Below are 17,609 nucleotides of genomic sequence, written 5' to 3'. Positions count from 1 at the left end.
TTCAAAAATAGTAGGCGCCTGACTAGGGTGGGGGCAATGCCTTTACACCGAATCAGGAGTGTCACCCGTGAGTACTTCCTATAACGTTCAGCAGGCTGCAGTGATCGGCGCCGGCACCATGGGCCGCGGCATCGTCATCAGCCTGGCCCGTGCCGGGCTGCCTGTGCTGTGGCTGGACAACGACCCCAGCGCCACCGAGGCAGGCCTTGCCATGCTTGCGCAGACGTGGGCGCAGCAGGTCGCCAAAGGCCGCATCGACCAGGCCCAGGCCGATGCCTGCCTGGCTCGCGTGCGGCAGGTCACGGCTTACACCGAGCTGGCCGAGGCCGACCTGGTGATCGAGGCGGTGTACGAAAACCTGGCGCTCAAGCAAGAGATCTTCCGCACCCTGGACAGCACACTCAAGCCTGAAGCGATCCTGGCCAGCAATACCTCGGCGCTGGACATCGATGCCATCGCCGCCGTTACCGGGCGGCCTGAACAGGTGTTGGGGCTGCACTTTTTCAGCCCGGCGCATGTGATGAAGCTGCTGGAAGTGGTGCGTGGGAAGTGCACCGCGCCCGCAGTGCTGGAGGCGGCCGTGGCGCTGGGCCAGCGCATCGGCAAGGAGGTGGTGGTCGCTGGGAACTGCCCCGGTTTCATTGGCAACCGCATGTTGCGCACCTATGTCGCCGAGGCCCGGCAGTTGCTGCTCGAGGGCGCCACGCCGCGGCAGGTGGACGAGGCGCTGCAGGGGTTCGGCTTTGCCATGGGGCCGTTCCGTATGTACGACGTGGTAGGCATCGACCTGGAGTGGCGCGCACGTCAATTGGCCGGGCAGGGGATGGATGCCCCGTTGGTCCAGGTCGACAATGCCCTGTGCGCACTCGGTCGTTTCGGGCAGAAGGTTGGCCAGGGCTATTACCGTTACGCACCCGGCAGCCGCGAAGCCGTGCATGACCCCGAAGTGGATGCCTTGGTGTTCAAGGTCGCTCAGGACCTGGGGGTGCGTCGGCGTCCGATCGACGATGAGGAAATCCGTGAGCGCTGCCTGCTGGCGCTGGTCAATGAAGGGGCGAAGATTCTCGAGCAGGGCATAGTCAGCAGCAGCCAGGACATCGACCGGGTCTACTTGCATGGTTATGGCTTCCCGGCAGAGACGGGCGGGCCGATGTCCTGGGCCGATCGACAAGGGTTGGGGCTGCTGCTGGCGAGGCTGGAGCGGCTGCAAGGCCTGTTTGGCGAACACTGGCGCCCGGCGGGTCTTCTGATGCGGCTGGCGGCAGCTGGCAAACAGTTGGCTGACGTGAATGAGGGCCGCGTATGAGCTACCGAGCCCCCCTGCGTGACATGCAGTTCGTCCTGCATGAGGTGTTCGATGTGGCGCAGCATTGCGCCCGCCTGGGCAACGGTCTGGACCGTGAAACCATCGATGGCATCCTTGAACAGGGCGCTCGCTTTGCCAGCGAGGTGGTGGCCCCGCTCAATCGCCAGGGCGACGAGCAGGGCTGCCGCCTGGAACAGGGGCAGGTGCTGACCCCCGAAGGCTTCCGCCAGGCCTACCGGCTGTATGTCGAGCAGGGCTGGGGCGGCATGACCGGCCCGACCGAGCACGATGGCCAGGGCCTGCCGCAGATGGTCGCCGCCTGTTTCCACGAAATGCTGATGGGCGCCTCGCTGTCGTTTCGCATCTATTCGGGCCTCACCGAAGGCGCTGTGCTGGCGCTGCATCGCCATGGCAGCCCGGCGCTCAAACGCGACTACCTGGGCAAGCTGGTCAGCGGCGAGTGGGCCGGCACCATGTGCCTGACCGAACCGCAGGCTGGCACCGACCTGGCGCTGTTGCGTACCCGGGCCGAGCCGCAAGGCGATGGCAGCTATCGCATCAGTGGCAGCAAGATCTTCATCAGTGGCGGCGACCAGGACCTGACCGACAACATCATCCACCTGGTGCTGGCGCGCCTGCCCGATGCGCCGGCCGGTGTCCGCGGCATCAGCCTGTTCCTGGTGCCCAAGTTCGAGTGCGCGGCCGACGGTGGGCCGGGGGTGCCCAACGCCTTGGGCTGCGGTGCCCTTGAACACAAGATGGGCATCAAGGGGGCAGCCACCTGCGTGATGAACTTCGACGGCGCCCGCGGCTGGCTGGTGGGTGAAGCCAACCAGGGCCTGGCGTGCATGTTCACCATGATGAACGATGCGCGCTTTCAGGTGGGGCTGCAGGGGCTGGGCATTGCCGAAGCTGCCTTCCAGGGCGGCCTGGCCTACGCCCGCGAGCGCTTGCAGTCGCGTAGCCTGGCCGGCTCGGTGGCGCCCGAGCGCAGCGCCGACCCGATCATCTGCCACCCTGATGTGCGGCGCATGCTGCTGACCCAGAAGACCCTCAGCGAGGGTTGCCGGATGCTGGCGGCCTATGCTGCACAGGCGCTAGACCTGGAGCAGGGTGCGGCCCAGCCTGAAGTGCAGGCTGCCGCCGGGCGTCGGGCAGCGCTGCTGATTCCGGTGGTCAAGGCCTTCCTCACCGATGTCGGCCAGGAGGTCGCCAGCCTGGGCGTGCAGCTGTATGGCGGCCATGGTTACATTCGCGAGTGGGGCATGGAGCAGTTGATGCGCGACAGCCGCATCACCCAGCTGTATGAGGGCACCAATGGCATTCAGGCCCTGGACCTCGTGCGCCGCAAGGTGCTGGCCGATGGTGGCGAGCAGCTGCGTCTGTTGATCGATGACCTGCTGGAGGCGGCGCACGCGTGCCGCGCAGATGACCTGGCTGCGATGGCCGAGGCGGTGACCCTGCGCCTGCAGGAGTGGCGCAACCTGAGCACCGAGGTGCTCGATGCCTGCCGCTGCGACCCACAGGAAATTGGCGCGGTGTCGGTCGATTTTCTTGCCTATTCAGGCTATGTGCTGCTGGCTGCGCTGTGGCTGCGGGCGGCCCAGCGGGCCCGTGCGGCACTGGCCGCCGGCAGCGGCGACAGCGCTTTCTATCAGGCCAAATTGCACGCAGCGGACTTTTACTGGCGGCGCATCCTGCCGCGCGCAAGTGCCCACTGTGAGGCTTTGCGTGGCGGCGCGCAGTGCCTGATGAGCCTGAATGAAGCGCACTTCGCCTTCTGAGCGCTGCGCCGTTCACCCACAAGAACAAAAGGACCCTGAACATGCAGCCATTCAGTTTTGCCACGACCGCTCACCTGCTCTGCGAACCGGGCGCCGCGGGCCGCCTGGCCCAGTTGTGTCAGCAACGCGGCGTGCGTCGCGTGCTGATCGTTACCGACCCCGGTCTGGTCAGCCTGGGGATGCTCGACGACATCCTGCCTGGCTTCACCCAGGCGAACCTGAGTGCGGCGATCTTCAGTGATGTCAGCGCCGACCCCAGCCATGCCTGCGTGCTGGCTGCCGTCGGCCGTGCCCGGCATATCGGTGCCGAGCTGATTGTCGGGTTCGGTGGCGGCAGCTCCATGGATGTCGCCAAGCTGGTCGCGCTGCTGGCCCACCCAGGGTGCGACCAGACCCTGGAGGCGGTGTATGGCATTGACCAGGCCAAGGGCCAGCGCCTGCCCCTGATCCAGGTCCCAACCACTGCGGGTACCGGCTCGGAGGTCACGCCCATTGCCGTCATCACCACCGGCGAGTGCGCCAAGATGGCGGTGATTTCACCGCTGCTGCTGCCAGACCTGGCGCTGCTCGATGCCGAGCGCACGCTGGGCCTGCCACCGGCGATCACGGCCGCCACGGGCATCGATGCGATGGTGCATGCCATCGAAGCCAGCACCAGCAAGTTCAAGCGCAACCCACTGTCCAGCCTGCTGGCCCGCGAAGCCTTGACACTGCTGGCAGGCAACCTCGACCAGGCAGTCCACAACGGCGGTAATCTGCAGGCCCGTCAGGCCATGCTGCTAGGGGCTTGCCTGGCCGGCCAGGCGTTCGCCAACGCACCGGTCGCTGCGGTGCACGCCCTGGCCTACCCGCTGGGGGCGCGCTTTCACGTACCGCACGGGCTGGCCAATGCCTTGGTCCTGCCGCATGTCATGCGCTTCAACCGTAGCGAGGCATTCGCCGACTACGCGGCGCTGGCGCCGGCCTTGTTGGGCGAGCGGCTGGTGCCTGGCGGGCCCCATGAGTTGTGCAGCCAGTTCATTGCCGAGCTGGAGCAATTGGCACCTCGCTGCGGCTTGCCGAGCCGGTTGCGGGATGTCGGCGTGCCCCGGCACAGTTTGCAACAGCTTGCTGAAGAAGCGCTGCAACAGCAGCGCCTGCTGGTGAACAACCCGCGCAAGGTCACCCTTGCCGATGCTGTCGAACTCTACCAGGCGGCGTTCTGATCATGGCCAGGGAACGCCCGCTACGCGGCGCCTATCGCCACTTCCAGCCGATCACCACGCGCTGGCACGACAACGACCTGTATGGGCATGTGAACAATGTCGTCTACTACGGTTTTTTCGACAGCGCGGTGAACACCTGGCTGATCGAGCATGCCGGTCTGGATATTCACCGCGACCCGGTGGTGGCCTATGTGGCCGGGTCTGCTTGCGACTACTTCGCCGCGGTCGCCTTTCCGCAACGCATCGAAGTGGGTATTGCGGTCACGGGGATAGGCAACAGTTCGGTGAACTACGCGCTGGCCGTCTTCGTCGAGGGGGAACCTCAAGCGTGCGCGGCCGGGCGTTTCACCCATGTATTCGTCGATCGTCGTGAGCAGCGGGCGGTTGCCATACCAGGCAACGTGCGCAGGGCCTTGGAACTGTTGGCGGTTTGAGGTCACCTGCGGGGGGCGGTGCTCGATTCGCGCCGCCCCATGAGCCCAGGCAGCCCTGAAGGCCTCTCTCAAACCCTGCCCAGGCCATAACAATCTGGCATGGCACTGATCCGAAGACGCTATTTGTGAGCCCGCTTTCACTGCCCCGATAATCCAGATTACCGGTACCGCCTGCCTCGGCGACCGGCACTTCATCTGTGCTACCCCACCTTTCACTCTCGAATAAAACAACAAGAGGTTAAGAGTGAGCGAATACATCCGTATCTGCCGGCGCCAAGCGCCGCTGGCGGCTCTATGCTGCCTGCTCGCCGCCCCGGCGGCTGCCTTGCAGTTCCAGGCCGGCCCGCTCGAAGGGCGCTTCGACACGGCGCTGTCGTTCGGCACTGCCGTCAGCACAGCCAACCCCGACAAACAGCAGTTGCAGGCCGCCAACAGTAATGACGGGCGGCGGAACTACCGCTCGGGTGATGTGTTCTCGGCCATTTTCAAAGCAACCCATGACTTGGAACTGCACCGGGACAACGTTGGGGTGTTTCTGCGCGGCACCTACTGGTATGACACGGTGCAACGCGACCATAGCCAGCGTGCAGTCGACATCGACGACCACAACCGCCAGGCATCGGCTAAAACTGCCGCAGCGGAACTGCTCGATGCCTTTGCCTATGCCCTCTACGACATCGACGGCGAGCCCGGCTCGGTGCGCCTGGGCAAACAGGTCGTGAACTGGGGCGAAAGCCTGTTCATCCAGGGTGGCCTGAACGTAATCAGCCCGTTCAATCAGGCCGCGTTGCGCCGGCCGGGCTCAGAGGTCAAAGACGCGCTGGCGCCGGTCAACCTTCTGTATGTCACGCAGAACCTCAACCAGGCCCTGTCATTCGACGCCTTCTACCAACTGGACTGGGAGCAGACCCGGTTGGACAACTGTGCGACCTTCTTCTCCAACAACGACTTCATGCCCGAGGGCTGCCAAGGCCTGGATGTCGGTGGGCAGATGGTCGCCAACCCGGGTGTTTCCCAAGCGCTGGCGTCCCTGGGTGTGACGCTCACCGATGAGGGCGTGCGCGTGCCGCGCGGGGCCGACCAGGATGCGCGTAATGGAGGCCAATGGGGGTTTGCCTTGCACTGGTATGTCCAATCGCTGGATACCGAGTTCGGCCTGTTCGCGGCCAACTACCACAGCCGTTCTCCCTACCTGGGCACGGTCAGCAGCCGCTACTACGCCAATACCGGATTTGCCAGGGACCTGTGCAGCACCCTTGGCGTGCCACTGTCTGGCTGCGGTGCCTTCCTGGCGTCGAGCAGCGGGCAGTCCCTGGCCGGCGCCCTGCGCATGGGAACCTCGCAGTACCTGGCGCAGTACCCCGAGGATATCCGGCTCTACGGCATCACCTTCGCCACCACCCTGCACAACGGCACCGCCGTGCAGGGGGAGTTGAGCCACCGCCCCAACCAGCCGGTGCAGCTCAACGGTAACGATGTGCTGCAGTCGCTGCTCAACGCCCCGGGCCGCAGCCCGCTCAACGCCGAAGGCCTGCGCCCATCGACCGACGACACCTTGTTCGACGGGTATCGACGCAAGGAAGTGACCCAGGCCCAAGTGTCGGCGATGCAGGCGTTCAGCCAGGTGATGGGCGCCAACCAGTTGCTGCTGATGGGGGAGGTGGGCGCAACCTATGTGGGCGGGCTCGAGGGGCGTTTCGGGCCGCGTTATGGCCGCTCGGGGGCCTACGGCAACGGTGAGCTGGCCGATAACGGCCTCTGCCAGACGATCTCGAAAAGCCCTGCTGACTGCAACGGCGAAGGGTTCGTTACGCCGTTTTCCTGGGGCTACCGCCTACGGGCGACCTGGAGCTACCAGAACCTGGTCCCGGGCGTGGACATTCGCCCTAACCTGGCCTGGTCCCACGACGTGAAAGGCTATTCGCCCGCCGATGGGTCGGGCTTCAATGAAGGCTCGCGCTCGATCAGCCTGGGCGTGGACGTGGCGCTGGCCAGCAAGTACTGGGCAAGCCTTGCCTACACCGATTATCTCGATGGCGATTACGGCATCCGCGGCGACCGCGACTACGTGGCCGTGAGCGTCGGCGCCAACTTCTAGACCGTTCAAGGAGACAAGACCATGTCCAAACGCAGCATGCACCCATCACCGGCCAACCTGCCGGCCATCGCTTTGATGCTGGCCGGTACACTTGCCCCGGGCGTGGCCAGCAGCGCACCGGCAGAGCAGGGCGTGATGCAAGGGTTTCCCCCCGCACCGCAGTTGCGCGTGAACCAGGCCAACGCGTTCCAGCCACCGTTCCTGCGCTGGTCCATGCGCCACGCCCGCGAGGTTTCGCCGACCCGGGGCATCGGCCGCGCGTCCACGCCGCTGGCCTTGCCAACAGGCACCGAGCTGGCGCTTGACCAGGTGGCGTTCACTGCCGGCGAGCAGCCCCTGACGTTGGCGAGCTACCTGCAACAGACCAGCACCGATGGGCTCATCGTGCTGCACCGTGGCCAGGTGGTGTACGAGCGTTATCTGGAAGGTTTCCAACCCGGGCAGCCGCATATCTGGGCCTCGATGACCAAGTCCGTGACTGGCCTGATCGCCGCCCAACTGATCGCCGAAGGCACGCTGGACCCGCAACGTACATTGGCGCATTACGTGCCGGAACTCAGCGGCACGCCATTTGGCGAGGCAACGGTGCAGGCCAACCTCGACATGCAGGTGGCGGTGGAGTACCCGCCGCAGATGCCGCCGGACCTGGGGCTGTTTGCCGCCACGGGGCTTATACCTCGGGCCGAAGGCATGCCGGGGGATATCTACAGTTTCCTCCAGCACGCACGAAAGGCGCCCGACTCAGGCGCCAAACCGCTGTTTTTTTACCAGAACGGCTCACCCGAAGCGTTGGCCTGGGCACTGCGGCGCATCACCGGGCTGAACTGGGCGCAACTGGTTGAACAACGTATCTGGTCACGCTTCGCCCAGGACGACGCCTATGTGCAAGTCGACCCGCTCGGTACCGAGATGGCCAGCGGCGGTATCAGCTGCAACCTGCGCGACACGGCGCGCTTCGCTGAACGGGTGCGCCGTGAGCTGGCCCGTGACGTCAAGGGTGACAGTTTCAACCAAGCGGTGCGCAGCACGTTCCAGCCCGCCGATCCGGCGTCGTTCGCCCAAGGTAACCTTGCCCCCGGCCGCCCGGGCTACGCTTATCGCAACTACTGGTATCAGAAAAACGATGGCGACGGCTCTGTCGAGGCCAGCGGGCGCTTCGGTCAGAAAATCTATATCAACCCGCGCCGCGAAGTAGTGATCGTCAAGCTGTCGGCCACTGCCGACCAGGCCCGGCGCGCCACCCGTGCCGACGGTGAGGCGAAAGTCACTGCACGCGTGGTGGACTCACCGGCGACGTTCAACGGCATGGTCACTGCGGTATTGGCGGCGCTGCCGGGGTGATGTTTGTCTCTGTCTGAGGGTAGCGATCACTAGCTCGCTTACCGGGCACTGGAAGACTGGCCATGGCGGCGTACACCCTGAGGAGGTGCTCGCCGCCGTCCAGGTCAGTCAACGGTTGCTACATAAACCACCCGGTCACGCCCATTCTGCTTGGCGCTGTAGAGCCCGGAGTCGGCGCGTTCCAGCGCCCGGTCGAGGTGCTCTTGATCGTTGAGCAGCGTGCAGCCGATGCTCAGGCTGACACGCAGCGGGCCGGTGGGCAGTTGTAGCGGTTCGCTGCCAATCATCTGCCGCACCCGCTCTGCAATCCCCTTGAGCTCTTCGCTGTCGTTGACCATGACCAGCGCGACGAATTCCTCGCCGCCCTGGCGCACCACCAGATCGTCCGGGCGCAGCGCTGCGCGCAGGCGGCGGGCGCATTCGCACAGCACCTGATCGCCAGTGGCATGGCCATACCGGTCGTTGATGCTTTTGAAGTGGTCGAGGTCTGCATAGATCGCCCCCAGGCGCAGGCTGCTCTGTGCTGCGCGGCGCCGCTCGTGGTCCTCGAACGCTGTCAGACCGTTGCGGTTCCACAGCTGCGTCAAAGGGTCGAGCATGGCCTTGCGCTGCTCTCGGTCCATTTCCAGGCGCAGGTCACGGTTGGTCTGGATCAGGCCACGCAACTGCAGGTAACCCTCTGCGAGGGTGGCCAGGTCCTTGAAGTTGGCTTGCTGCGTTTCGTTCAGCGTGCGCGGGCGAGGGTCGAGCATGCACAACGTCCCTATGGCTTTGCCATTCCCCGCGCGCAACGGATGGCCGGCGTAAAAGCGGATGTAGGGTGGGCTGAGTACCAGCGGGTTGTCGACGAAACGCGGGTCATGCGTGGCATCGGGCACCAACAAGGTGCCTTCGCCAAGGATGGCGTAGCCACAGAATGAAACGTTGCGCGGCGTCTCGGTGGCCTCCAGCCCGATACGTGCCTTGAACCACTGGCGCTCCTGGTCGATCAGGCTGATCAGCACGGTGTCCACTTGTGCCAGTTGCTGGGTAAGCCGTACCAGGGTGTCGAGGTAATGCTCGGCCGGTGTGTCGAGCAGGTGCATCTCATCCAGAGTGCGTTGGCGAGCTGCTTCGTCGGAGGGCAGGGGACAAGCTGGCATGGGGCTTCCTTTTTCTGGGGGTGCGGGCGGCACCTGTCAGAGGCTGCGGCATTCGTTGCGAGGACAGGATCAGCACGCGATTTCTAGCGAAACGGGATGTTCTGGTATAGGACGCAAACTGCAGCATTTCCAGGCCACATGCTAAATCCGCAGGCCAGGCTCAAGCCAGTGCTTCGCTCTACCGACAAATCATTCTTGCTGCTTGAAGCTCACTCGAGACGCCCAGTCTGAGCCGAGCCCTGCAAGTGGCTTTGCTGCCGTGCTCCTTCTGCCGCGAACCCGCCTAGCGATGAGGGCGTGTAATGGCCGATGCTGTTCGGCGCGCCTTGGGGGCACATTCACCACTGACAGGCGCTGCGGCCAGGATGATGGCTTAGCTCGCCATCACCTTGTCGATCGCCTGCTCAAGGGTGCTGACCGTGCGCTCGATATTGTGCAGTTTTTCGAGCCCGAACAGGCCGATGCGGAAGGTCTGGAAATCGGCGGGCTCGTCGCATTGCAACGGCACCCCGGCGGCGATCTGTAGGCCGTGGTCGGCAAATTTCTTACCGGTCTTGATCCCCGCATCGTCGGTATAGCTCACTACTACGCCAGGGGCCTGAAAACCGTCCGCAGCCACGCTTTTGATGCCTTTGCGGGTCAACATGGTGCGCACCCGATCGCCCAGAGCCTGTTGTTCCCCGCGGACCTTATCGAAACCGTAGGCCTGCATCTCGTTCATCACGTCGTTGAATCGCGCGAGCGAGTCGCTGGGCATGGTCGCATGGTAGGCATGCCCGCCCTGTTCGTAGGCCTGCATGATCTGCAGCCACTTTTTCAGGTCGCAGGCAAAACTGCTGCTATGCGTGTGCTCCATGCGCTCCAGGGCCAACGCGCTGAACATCACCAGGGCACAGCAAGGGGAGGCGCTCCAGCCTTTCTGCGGGGCGCTGATCAGCAAGTCCACTGCACATTTCTGCATATCAACCCAAAGCGTGCCTGAGGCAATGCAGTCCAGCACGAACAAACCACCCACTTCATGGACAGCGTCGCCGACGGCCCGTATGTATTCGTCGGGCAGGACAATCCCTGATGAGGTTTCAACGTGGGGGGCGAAGACCATTTGCGGCTTGTGCGCCTTGATGGCCGCCAGGACTTCGTCAAGCGGAGGTGGGGCGTAAGCCGCTTGGCGACCCGCGTCTATCGGTCGGGCTTTGAGCACCGTCGTGGCCGCCGGGATGTTGCCCATTTCAAGTATCTGGCTCCAGCGATAACTGAACCAGCCGTTGCGTATCACCAAGCATTGCTGGCCAGTGGCAAACTGCCGGGCCACCGCTTCCATGCCGAATGTGCCGCTCCCTGGGACCACCGCAACAGCCTGGGCGTTGTAGACCTGTTTCAGGGTCCTGGAAATGTTTTTCATCACGCCTTGAAATACCTGTGACATGTGATTGAGCGAGCGGTCGGTGTAGACCACCGAGTACTCGACCAGCCCCTCAGGATCAATACTGGGATAAAGCGTTGACATAGGTGACTCCTTTGGCATGGATATCAGTGGTATCGACCCTGCTCCAGGCATTTGGCAAAAGCGAGGATGAGTCGGGACTGATGCGGCGTCTTTCAGCCGGCAGTTACCACCATAGCCATTGTTCCAGCTCGCGTGTTGGTCAGTAGCCTCATTCCCTACGAATCTGGCCCACAGAATGGACTTCAGGCATGCGCTGTACCCGTGGGAGCCGCGCTTGCCGGCGATGGGGCGCGAAGCGGCCCCGGTTGCAGATGTCCGCCATGGTCAGGCAGCCCAGCCCTCAGTGCATCATGCCCAGCTCGGCATCATCCATCAGTGCTTTGGCCAACGCACTCAGGTAGTGCGAGGCCCAGATCAGCTGTGGTTTACCTTCCATCAAGCCTTCGATGGTCAGGTCCCGCACATAGCCCATCAGCTCTGAAGCCTGTTCGCGGGCATTCTGGCAAGGGATACCCGCTTCGATGCGAAACAATGGGTGGGTCTGGTTTTCACCCTGGTAGAACGTGGTCTTACCGACAGTGACTTTGGTGTCATCTGGGGTCATTGCGTTGCCTCCCTGAAGGTTTAGGGCCTGGGCGAACGTCATGACGGGCAACCCGCCTCTAGCTCAGCACCGGTCTCACGCAGCGCGCTGTGCGTACGGGCTTGCCGGCCACAGCGCCCGCCCAGGCAACACAGGCTTAACGGCCTAGTGCAGGGTGCGTGGTTCGTTCGGCATCTGCAGCTGGATCAGGGCTGATTCGAGCAGCACGCGTAGCGACTCGAGCTCATGCATCGAGGCCATCATCAGAACCGAGGCGGGCGTTCTGGGCTGTAGCGAAACAGCCTGCTGCGCCACGCTCTGCGCGCACAGGGCGAACTCCGCAGCCTGGATGATCGTGTCTTCGAGGGCGTGGTGGTTGTGGGGTGGATCGGGGACCATTTTGAGCATTGCATAGTACCTTCAATTAGGCGGTCACCTATCGGCTGTCAAACAGAAGGGTGGCAGCTGTACATGGGTTGACAGACCGGCGGACTATGCAAGTTCCGGCGCACGCAAGCGTGCCCGCACGTACAGCCGCCATTGAAGGCAAGCCGTATGCATAATACCGTCGCGGCCTGTCAAAGCCGATCGCTGAACAACAGCGACCCGCCGAGACTAGAATGCAGCCCAAGCGACCGCAACGGAAAAAGTGCGGCGGGAGTATGTTTGGGAAATGGACTACAAGGAAGAGGCAAAATCTGATTTCTTGGCGTTTTCAGCGCTCAAGGTGTGCGGGTATTGATCGGTCTATGTCAACCAGTCTCGTGACGAATCGATGTGACTGATGCCGGGGAAGTGATGATCGAAACACAAGTATGTGAAGGATTTCCTAGGCTGGAGTGTGGGCCTCATGGTCCCTAGGAGCTGGTTGCAAGCCTGCGTTAAGCGCTGACGGTCATTTGCTGTTACCTGGTGGCTATCGCAGGCCGCCCGCAGAGTAAAGCCTTCTTGAGGCAGTTTAGCGGACGCGCGCTGGATGAGCCTCCGCTTCCCCATGAATACCATGGCGACCAAGTCCTACCTGATGCCTGGCCGCCCGCTGGCTTTAGGTTTAAAGTCAACTTCAAGGTCAACAGGCATTTCAGGGTGAGGCATGAGAATAGGCGAACTGGCGAAAATCAGTGGATTGACTCCGTCACGCATCCGATTCTACGAGGCCAGTGGCTTGATCAGCTCCGTCGAGCGCAAGGCCAATGGATACCGCGACTATGCGCCTGATACCGAATGGGTTCTGGAACTGATAACCGGCGCACAAGCGGCAGGTTTTTCTTTGCAGCAGATCCGGCAATTGATGCCGATGTACGCCAGTGGCTGGCGGCATGACGAGTTGCTCTCAGGACTCAAACAGAAGGTGGAGGAAATCACTGTTCTGGAGCAACGGCTCGCACAGAACAAAGCGCAACTTCTGCTCGTCATCAAGGGCATCGAGGATAAGCCCGAGGGCATGGCGTGTGCCGACAATGCGCAAATGCTGATCAATCGTCTGCGCGAAGAAGGGGTTGGCCAAGCCTCCGGCAAACCTGCGGTGAAGTCTTCCACCAGAAAAAACGCCCGCCAGGCGTCCGGGGCCTGACAGACTCAGCGCGCCCCGTTGTCGCCAGAAAGCACCGCCATCACGGCCTCAGCCACGGCTTTGGGCAATTGAACACATTTTCGATACCGTAAGGAGCGATTGAAAATCGCCTGACCTTGAAGAAGGCATTGACCTTAAAGTTAACTTCAAGCTTAAGGTGGCCTCATACCCAGTTGAGGACTGCTCCATGAATTTGTTCGACGCCCTGATGCTTCCCAACGGTTCGACCGTCAAGAACCGAATCGCCAAAGCCGCCATGGAAGAGAATATGGCGGATGCCGACCAAGCGCCTTCCGAAGCACTCATGCGTTTGTATCAAGCGTGGGCGGACGGTGGTGCCGGCCTTATCATCACCGGCAATGTGATGGTCGACGGCCGTGCCATGACCGGGCCGGGGGGCGTGGTATTACAGGACGATCAGCAACTGGACAAGTTCAAGCGCTGGGCGCGTATTGGTCGATCCGGCGGTGCGCAGTTTTGGTTGCAGATCAACCACCCAGGGCGGCAGATGCAGTCCAATCTTGGGCAAAAAACCTGGGCACCATCAGCCGTACCGCTGGAACTGGGCAACATGTCCAAGCGTTTTGCCATGCCTCACGCGATGACCCCTGGCGTGATCGAAGAAGTTATTCAGCGCTTCGCCAACACCGCTCGCCTGGGTGAACAAGCCGGATTCACCGGTGTGGAGATCCACGCCGCCCATGGCTATTTGTTGAGCCAGTTCCTTTCGCCGTTGACCAACCAACGGAACGACCAGTGGGGTGGCTCTTTGGAAAACCGGGCGCGCCTGTTGCTGGAAATCGTCAAGGCGATAAGGGCCGTGGTTTCTGCGGATTTTGCGGTGGCGGTCAAACTCAATTCCGCCGATTTTCAGCGCGGAGGATTCACCACCGATGACGCGAAAAAGGTTGTTGAGCTGCTCAATGACCTGGGCGTAGACATGGTGGAGTTGTCGGGAGGCAGTTACGAAGTACCTGCCATGCAGGGGCACGCACGCGATGGTCGCACCCTGGCTCGCGAAGCGTATTTCGTCGAGTTTGCCCGTGATCTCCAAACCGTTGCCAGAATGCCGGTGATGGTCACCGGCGGTATACGTCGCCACCCGGTGGCCGAAAGCGTCGTGCACAGCGGGGTGGACATGGTGGGTATCGGAACGGCGTTAGCCATCGATCCGCACCTGCCTCGTGCCTGGTTGCAGGGCAAAGACAACGCCCCTGAATTACCGCCGATCACGTGGAAAAACAAAGCCATCTCGGCCTTGGCGAACATGGCGGTGGTGAAGTTTCAATTGCGCAAACTGAGCCGGGGTAAAAAGCCCGACCCGAGCGTGTCGCCGCTGCGCGCGCTGATCCTGCAACAGCTCAACATGGCTTTTCGTACTCGCCAGTATCGTAAATGGAGTGAAAGGTCGGAGCATTACAACGGCCTGAGAGACGCAAGATGACCCGTGCGCAGGGCCAATCTGGTCAAAGTGCGCGGTGGATCTCGTTCACAGGTGGGAAGTAGAGGAGGCGGCCCGTACTGATTTCGGCAATCGCTTCAGGCATGAGACCCGCGTCATGGAGCTGCTTGGCGTGGTGCCGTCCATTGACTGCTCGTCGCGATACCTTCGCCTTTTTCTGCAACCTGAATGCTGGGCGCAGATGCACGTGGCAGTGATGATCTGCGGGAGCAGCGTTACGAGGGCGTTAGCGAAACCTGAGGAAGCAGGTTTCGCGTTCTGCAACGGAAAACCGCCACGCTGCTACATCACTTGATGAAGCGAACCTGTGAGTTGATCTTTTCGATCACCGAACCTTTACGCTCGTTAAAACGCACCTTGTTTTGCTCAAACAGGTTATTGCCTTTGGTATCGATGGAAATGATCAACGGCCCGAACTCGCGTACGCGGTTCACCCATAGGGTTTCCGGCATGCCCAGATCCTGCCATTCGGCGCGTTCGATCTCTTCGACCTGAGTTGCCGCCAGTACCGCGCAGCCACCAGGGAACACCGCATGTACGGCTTTGTTCTCCAGACAACCGGTGGTGGTCTCCGGCCCCATGCCGCCCTTGCCGACGATCAGCTTCACACCCGTCTGCTCGATGAATTGCTTCTCGAACTTTTCCATGCGCATGCTGGTGGTCGGGCCGATGGACACCATTTCGAAGCTGCCATCGTCTTTTTTCTTCACGATCGGCCCGGCATGGAAGATCGCGCCGCCACGCAGGTCCACCGGCAGCTCGCGACCGAGCTCGATCAGGCGGCGGTGAGCCACGTCACGGCAGGTCACCAATTGGCCAGTGAGGTAAACGACATCCCCGACGTTCAGGCCAGCCAAGTCTTCGTCGCTGATCGGGGTGTTGATGATCTTTTTCGCTGGACTGTTCACAGTACTACGCCTTCATGGGAGAGGATGTCATAGGAAAGGTCGGCGTTGATGCGGATCTTGCCGCGACGGTGCGCCCAGCAGCCGGTGGAAACGGCCACGCCAATGGTCGAAGGGTGACGCGCCGATGACTCGATGTTCACGCCCATCACGCTGCTATTACCGGTCAGGCCTTGGGGGCCGATACCGATTTCGTTCAAGCCTTCCTCCAGCAGCTTCTCCATCATTGCCGCGCTTTGGTTGGGGTGGCTGGAATCCACCTCGCGCAGGATGGCCTTCTTCGACAGGCGGGCCGCAGTCTCTACCGAGGTCGATACGCCAACCCCCACCAGAAGTGGCGGGCAGGCATTGATGCCGCGGGAGGTGATCACATCGAAGACGAACTCGGTCACCCCTTCGTAACCTTGCCCCGGCATCAGCACCTTGGCTGAGCCCGGCAGGGTGCAGCCACCACCGGCCATGTACACGTCGACGATCGCGTAGTCCGCATCGGGGATGATCTCCCAGTCGAGCCAAGGGATCTTCGAGCCGGTATTGGTGCCGGTGTTCTTTTCGATGAACGTTTCCACTGCGTTGTGGCGCAAGGGCCCGTGGACAGTGGCCTGCTTGGTGGCACCTTCCAGGATGCCCTCCATTTCACCGAGCAGCGGGAACCGCGCGCCCGCCGAGATGAAATACTGAATCACGCCGGTATCCTGGCAGCTGGGGCGGTTCAGCTTGTCGGCGTATTCCTGGTTGTCGGCCATCGAGTCGTACACAGCGATGGCCAGTGGGTTGGTCTCTGCCGCACGCAGCTTCGCAGTCTTGGCTTTGACGTCCTTGGGCAGACGCTTGCCGATATAAGCGGTGAACCTGGCCAAGGTGTCGGTCAGCGACGACACGGCATGTTCTTTTTCTAGGTTATCCACGGTGTTTTCCTCAGGGCATCACAAGGTTTTTTTTGTCGGAAACGGCAGCGGGCGTGGCAGGCACGGTGTTGGAAGGGCGTTCTTCTGCCTTCTCGACTGCCCGACCATCGAGGACCTGTTTCATTCGTTCGCCATCCAAGGCGCCAACCCATTTGGCGATGGCGACGGTGCCGACCGCATTGCCGATGGTGTTGGTGATGGCGCGGGCCTCGGACATGAAACGATCTATTCCGAGCAGCAGAACCATGCCGGCCACCGGGATCTTGTCCATGGTCGCCAGGGTCGCGGCCAGGGTAATGAAGCCCGAGCCTGTTACGCCGGCCGACCCCTTGGAGGTGAGCAGTAGCACGCCCAGCACGATCAGCTGGTCCATCAGGCTCAGCGGCGTGTTCGTGGCCTGAGCGATGAAGATCGCGGCCATTGTGTAGTAGATGCACTGGCCGTCGGGGTTGAAGGTCAGCCCAGACGGAATCACCAGGCCCACCACCGGCTTGGAGACCCCGGCCTTTTCCAGCTTGTTCATCAATTGCGGTACCACCGACTCAGACGAACTGGTGCCCAGCACGGTGAACAGTTCCTCGCGAAGGTACTTGAGGAACTTCCACAAACTGAAGCCGGACAAGCGTGCGATAAAGCCGAGTACCACCGCGACAAACAGGAAGCAGGTGACGTACATGGTCGCGACCAACTTGCCAAGCGACACGATCGAACCCAGGCCGTACTTGCCGATGGTGAACGCCATCGCGCCAAAGGCTGCCAGCGGTGCAAGGCGCATGATCATGCCGACGATGTGGAACATGCCGTGAGAGAAAGACTCGAGCACATCGACCATGGGTTTGCCACGTGGCCCCAGATGCGCCAAGGCGATACCGAATAGGGTGGAAAACAGCAGGATCGGCAAAATCTGATTCTGTGCAAACGCATCGGTGACACTGGCCGGGATGATTTTCATCAAGAACTCAGTGATACCGTCGCCACTTTGCGCAGCCACGGTATAGGTGGCGATGCTGGAGGCGTCGAGGTGTGCGGCATCAACGTTCATTCCCGCGCCAGGCTTCACGAAGTTGACCACCAGGAGCCCCAGCACCAAGGCGAAGGTAGAAAGCACTTCAAAGTAAATGAGTGCCCGGGCGCCCACGCGCCCCAACTCTTTCATGTTTTCCATCTTGGCGATGCCCAGCACCACCGTGGCGAAAATGATGGGTGCAAACACCATCTTGATCAGCCTGATGAACGCATCGCCAAGTGGTTTCAGGTCGGTGCCGATCTGCGGCCAAAACACACCCAGCGCTATGCCGGCGGCGACGCCGATCAATACTTGTACATATAACTTACCCAGAAGGCTTTTCATGACAGGACCCTGATTTTTTATTCTTGTCAGGCGATACCAAGAAGGCAGGTCAACGGCCCCCCTCTCGGCG

15 protein-coding genes are annotated in these 17,609 nt (G+C 62.0%); 8 read left to right on the top strand and 7 right to left on the bottom strand.

Annotated features, from left to right (window positions below):
* Positions 1-118: 118 nt before the first annotated feature.
* The 6 genes from ABRP30_RS16690 (at position 119) to ABRP30_RS16665 (ending at position 8,168) form a co-directional block, all read left to right on the top strand.
* Complete coding sequence (locus ABRP30_RS16690) at positions 119-1,306, top strand: 3-hydroxyacyl-CoA dehydrogenase NAD-binding domain-containing protein (protein WP_372490498.1); 1,188 nt, start codon at positions 119-121, stop codon at positions 1,304-1,306.
* Positions 1,303-3,090, top strand: a complete 1,788-nt coding sequence (locus tag ABRP30_RS16685; protein ID WP_267816862.1) for an acyl-CoA dehydrogenase C-terminal domain-containing protein — start codon at positions 1,303-1,305, stop codon at positions 3,088-3,090. The genes ABRP30_RS16690 and ABRP30_RS16685 overlap by 4 nt, the downstream gene beginning before the upstream one ends.
* A gap of 41 nt (positions 3,091-3,131) precedes the next feature.
* Positions 3,132-4,295, top strand: coding sequence for an iron-containing alcohol dehydrogenase (locus ABRP30_RS16680; protein WP_267816860.1), 1,164 nt, complete (start codon positions 3,132-3,134; stop codon positions 4,293-4,295).
* Positions 4,296-4,297: 2 nt separating this feature from the next.
* Positions 4,298-4,729, top strand: coding sequence for a thioesterase family protein (locus tag ABRP30_RS16675; protein ID WP_267816858.1), 432 nt, complete (start codon positions 4,298-4,300; stop codon positions 4,727-4,729).
* A gap of 244 nt (positions 4,730-4,973) precedes the next feature.
* Entirely contained in the window at positions 4,974-6,827 is a 1,854-nt protein-coding gene (locus ABRP30_RS16670; protein ID WP_349974881.1) for a DUF1302 domain-containing protein, read from the top strand.
* A 21-nt stretch (positions 6,828-6,848) separates the two neighbouring features.
* Entirely contained in the window at positions 6,849-8,168 is a 1,320-nt protein-coding gene (locus ABRP30_RS16665; protein ID WP_267816854.1) for a serine hydrolase, read from the top strand.
* 104 nt (positions 8,169-8,272) lie between these two features.
* On the opposite strand, the gene ABRP30_RS16660 is transcribed toward ABRP30_RS16665, so the two are convergent.
* The 4 genes from ABRP30_RS16660 to ABRP30_RS16645 form a co-directional block, all read right to left on the bottom strand.
* A complete protein-coding gene (locus ABRP30_RS16660) occupies positions 8,273-9,310 on the bottom strand; it encodes a diguanylate cyclase (RefSeq protein WP_267816852.1) in 1,038 nt (345 codons plus the stop codon).
* Positions 9,311-9,683: 373 nt separating this feature from the next.
* Positions 9,684-10,817 carry an aminotransferase class V-fold PLP-dependent enzyme gene (locus tag ABRP30_RS16655; protein WP_267816850.1) on the bottom strand — a complete coding sequence of 378 codons (1,134 nt, stop codon included), beginning with the start codon at positions 10,815-10,817 and terminating at the stop codon, positions 9,684-9,686.
* A gap of 280 nt (positions 10,818-11,097) precedes the next feature.
* Positions 11,098-11,361, bottom strand: coding sequence for a DUF3077 domain-containing protein (locus ABRP30_RS16650; protein WP_267816848.1), 264 nt, complete (start codon positions 11,359-11,361; stop codon positions 11,098-11,100).
* Between the two features lie 144 nt (positions 11,362-11,505).
* Positions 11,506-11,748: a hypothetical protein gene (locus ABRP30_RS16645; RefSeq protein ID WP_267816846.1), complete on the bottom strand. Its 243-nt coding sequence runs from the start codon at positions 11,746-11,748 to the stop codon at positions 11,506-11,508.
* Between the two features lie 685 nt (positions 11,749-12,433).
* On the opposite strand from ABRP30_RS16645, the gene ABRP30_RS16640 reads away from it, so the two are divergent.
* Both ABRP30_RS16640 and ABRP30_RS16635 read left to right on the top strand, forming a co-directional pair.
* Positions 12,434-12,913, top strand: coding sequence for a MerR family transcriptional regulator (locus ABRP30_RS16640; RefSeq protein ID WP_267816844.1), 480 nt, complete (start codon positions 12,434-12,436; stop codon positions 12,911-12,913).
* A gap of 187 nt (positions 12,914-13,100) precedes the next feature.
* Positions 13,101-14,357 carry an NADH:flavin oxidoreductase/NADH oxidase family protein gene (locus ABRP30_RS16635; RefSeq protein WP_349974880.1) on the top strand — a complete coding sequence of 419 codons (1,257 nt, stop codon included), beginning with the start codon at positions 13,101-13,103 and terminating at the stop codon, positions 14,355-14,357.
* 305 nt (positions 14,358-14,662) lie between these two features.
* On the opposite strand, the gene ttdB is transcribed toward ABRP30_RS16635, so the two are convergent.
* The 3 genes from ttdB to ABRP30_RS16620 are packed head-to-tail and all read right to left on the bottom strand — an operon-like array spanning position 14,663 to position 17,539.
* Positions 14,663-15,283 carry a L(+)-tartrate dehydratase subunit beta gene (gene ttdB, locus ABRP30_RS16630; RefSeq protein ID WP_267816841.1) on the bottom strand — a complete coding sequence of 207 codons (621 nt, stop codon included), beginning with the start codon at positions 15,281-15,283 and terminating at the stop codon, positions 14,663-14,665.
* Positions 15,280-16,188, bottom strand: coding sequence for a L(+)-tartrate dehydratase subunit alpha (gene ttdA, locus ABRP30_RS16625; protein WP_267816839.1), 909 nt, complete (start codon positions 16,186-16,188; stop codon positions 15,280-15,282). Before ttdA ends, ttdB begins: the two co-directional genes overlap by 4 nt.
* A gap of 10 nt (positions 16,189-16,198) precedes the next feature.
* Complete coding sequence (locus tag ABRP30_RS16620) at positions 16,199-17,539, bottom strand: dicarboxylate/amino acid:cation symporter (RefSeq protein WP_267816837.1); 1,341 nt, start codon at positions 17,537-17,539, stop codon at positions 16,199-16,201.
* Between the last annotated feature and the right edge of the window lie 70 nt (positions 17,540-17,609).

The sequence above is a fragment of the Pseudomonas sp. WHRI 8519 genome (assembly GCF_040224055.2).
Classification (GTDB): domain Bacteria; phylum Pseudomonadota; class Gammaproteobacteria; order Pseudomonadales; family Pseudomonadaceae; genus Aquipseudomonas; species Aquipseudomonas putida_X.
The sequence above is the reverse complement of the archived record's forward strand: the minus strand, read 5'-3'. Positions and strand labels throughout refer to the sequence as shown.

Coding starts and splice junctions, on each gene's coding strand:
- ABRP30_RS16690 (WP_372490498.1), top strand. CDS start 119: ATGGGCCGCGGCATCGTCATCAGCCTGGCCCGTGCCGGGCTGCCTGTG.
- ABRP30_RS16685 (WP_267816862.1), top strand. CDS start 1,303: ATGAGCTACCGAGCCCCCCTGCGTGACATGCAGTTCGTCCTGCATGAG.
- ABRP30_RS16680 (WP_267816860.1), top strand. CDS start 3,132: ATGCAGCCATTCAGTTTTGCCACGACCGCTCACCTGCTCTGCGAACCG.
- ABRP30_RS16675 (WP_267816858.1), top strand. CDS start 4,298: ATGGCCAGGGAACGCCCGCTACGCGGCGCCTATCGCCACTTCCAGCCG.
- ABRP30_RS16665 (WP_267816854.1), top strand. CDS start 6,849: ATGTCCAAACGCAGCATGCACCCATCACCGGCCAACCTGCCGGCCATC.
- ABRP30_RS16660 (WP_267816852.1), bottom strand. CDS start 9,310: ATGCCAGCTTGTCCCCTGCCCTCCGACGAAGCAGCTCGCCAACGCACT.
- ABRP30_RS16655 (WP_267816850.1), bottom strand. CDS start 10,817: ATGTCAACGCTTTATCCCAGTATTGATCCTGAGGGGCTGGTCGAGTAC.
- ABRP30_RS16650 (WP_267816848.1), bottom strand. CDS start 11,361: ATGACCCCAGATGACACCAAAGTCACTGTCGGTAAGACCACGTTCTAC.
- ABRP30_RS16645 (WP_267816846.1), bottom strand. CDS start 11,748: ATGCTCAAAATGGTCCCCGATCCACCCCACAACCACCACGCCCTCGAA.
- ABRP30_RS16640 (WP_267816844.1), top strand. CDS start 12,434: ATGAGAATAGGCGAACTGGCGAAAATCAGTGGATTGACTCCGTCACGC.
- ABRP30_RS16635 (WP_349974880.1), top strand. CDS start 13,101: ATGAATTTGTTCGACGCCCTGATGCTTCCCAACGGTTCGACCGTCAAG.
- ABRP30_RS16620 (WP_267816837.1), bottom strand. CDS start 17,539: ATGAAAAGCCTTCTGGGTAAGTTATATGTACAAGTATTGATCGGCGTC.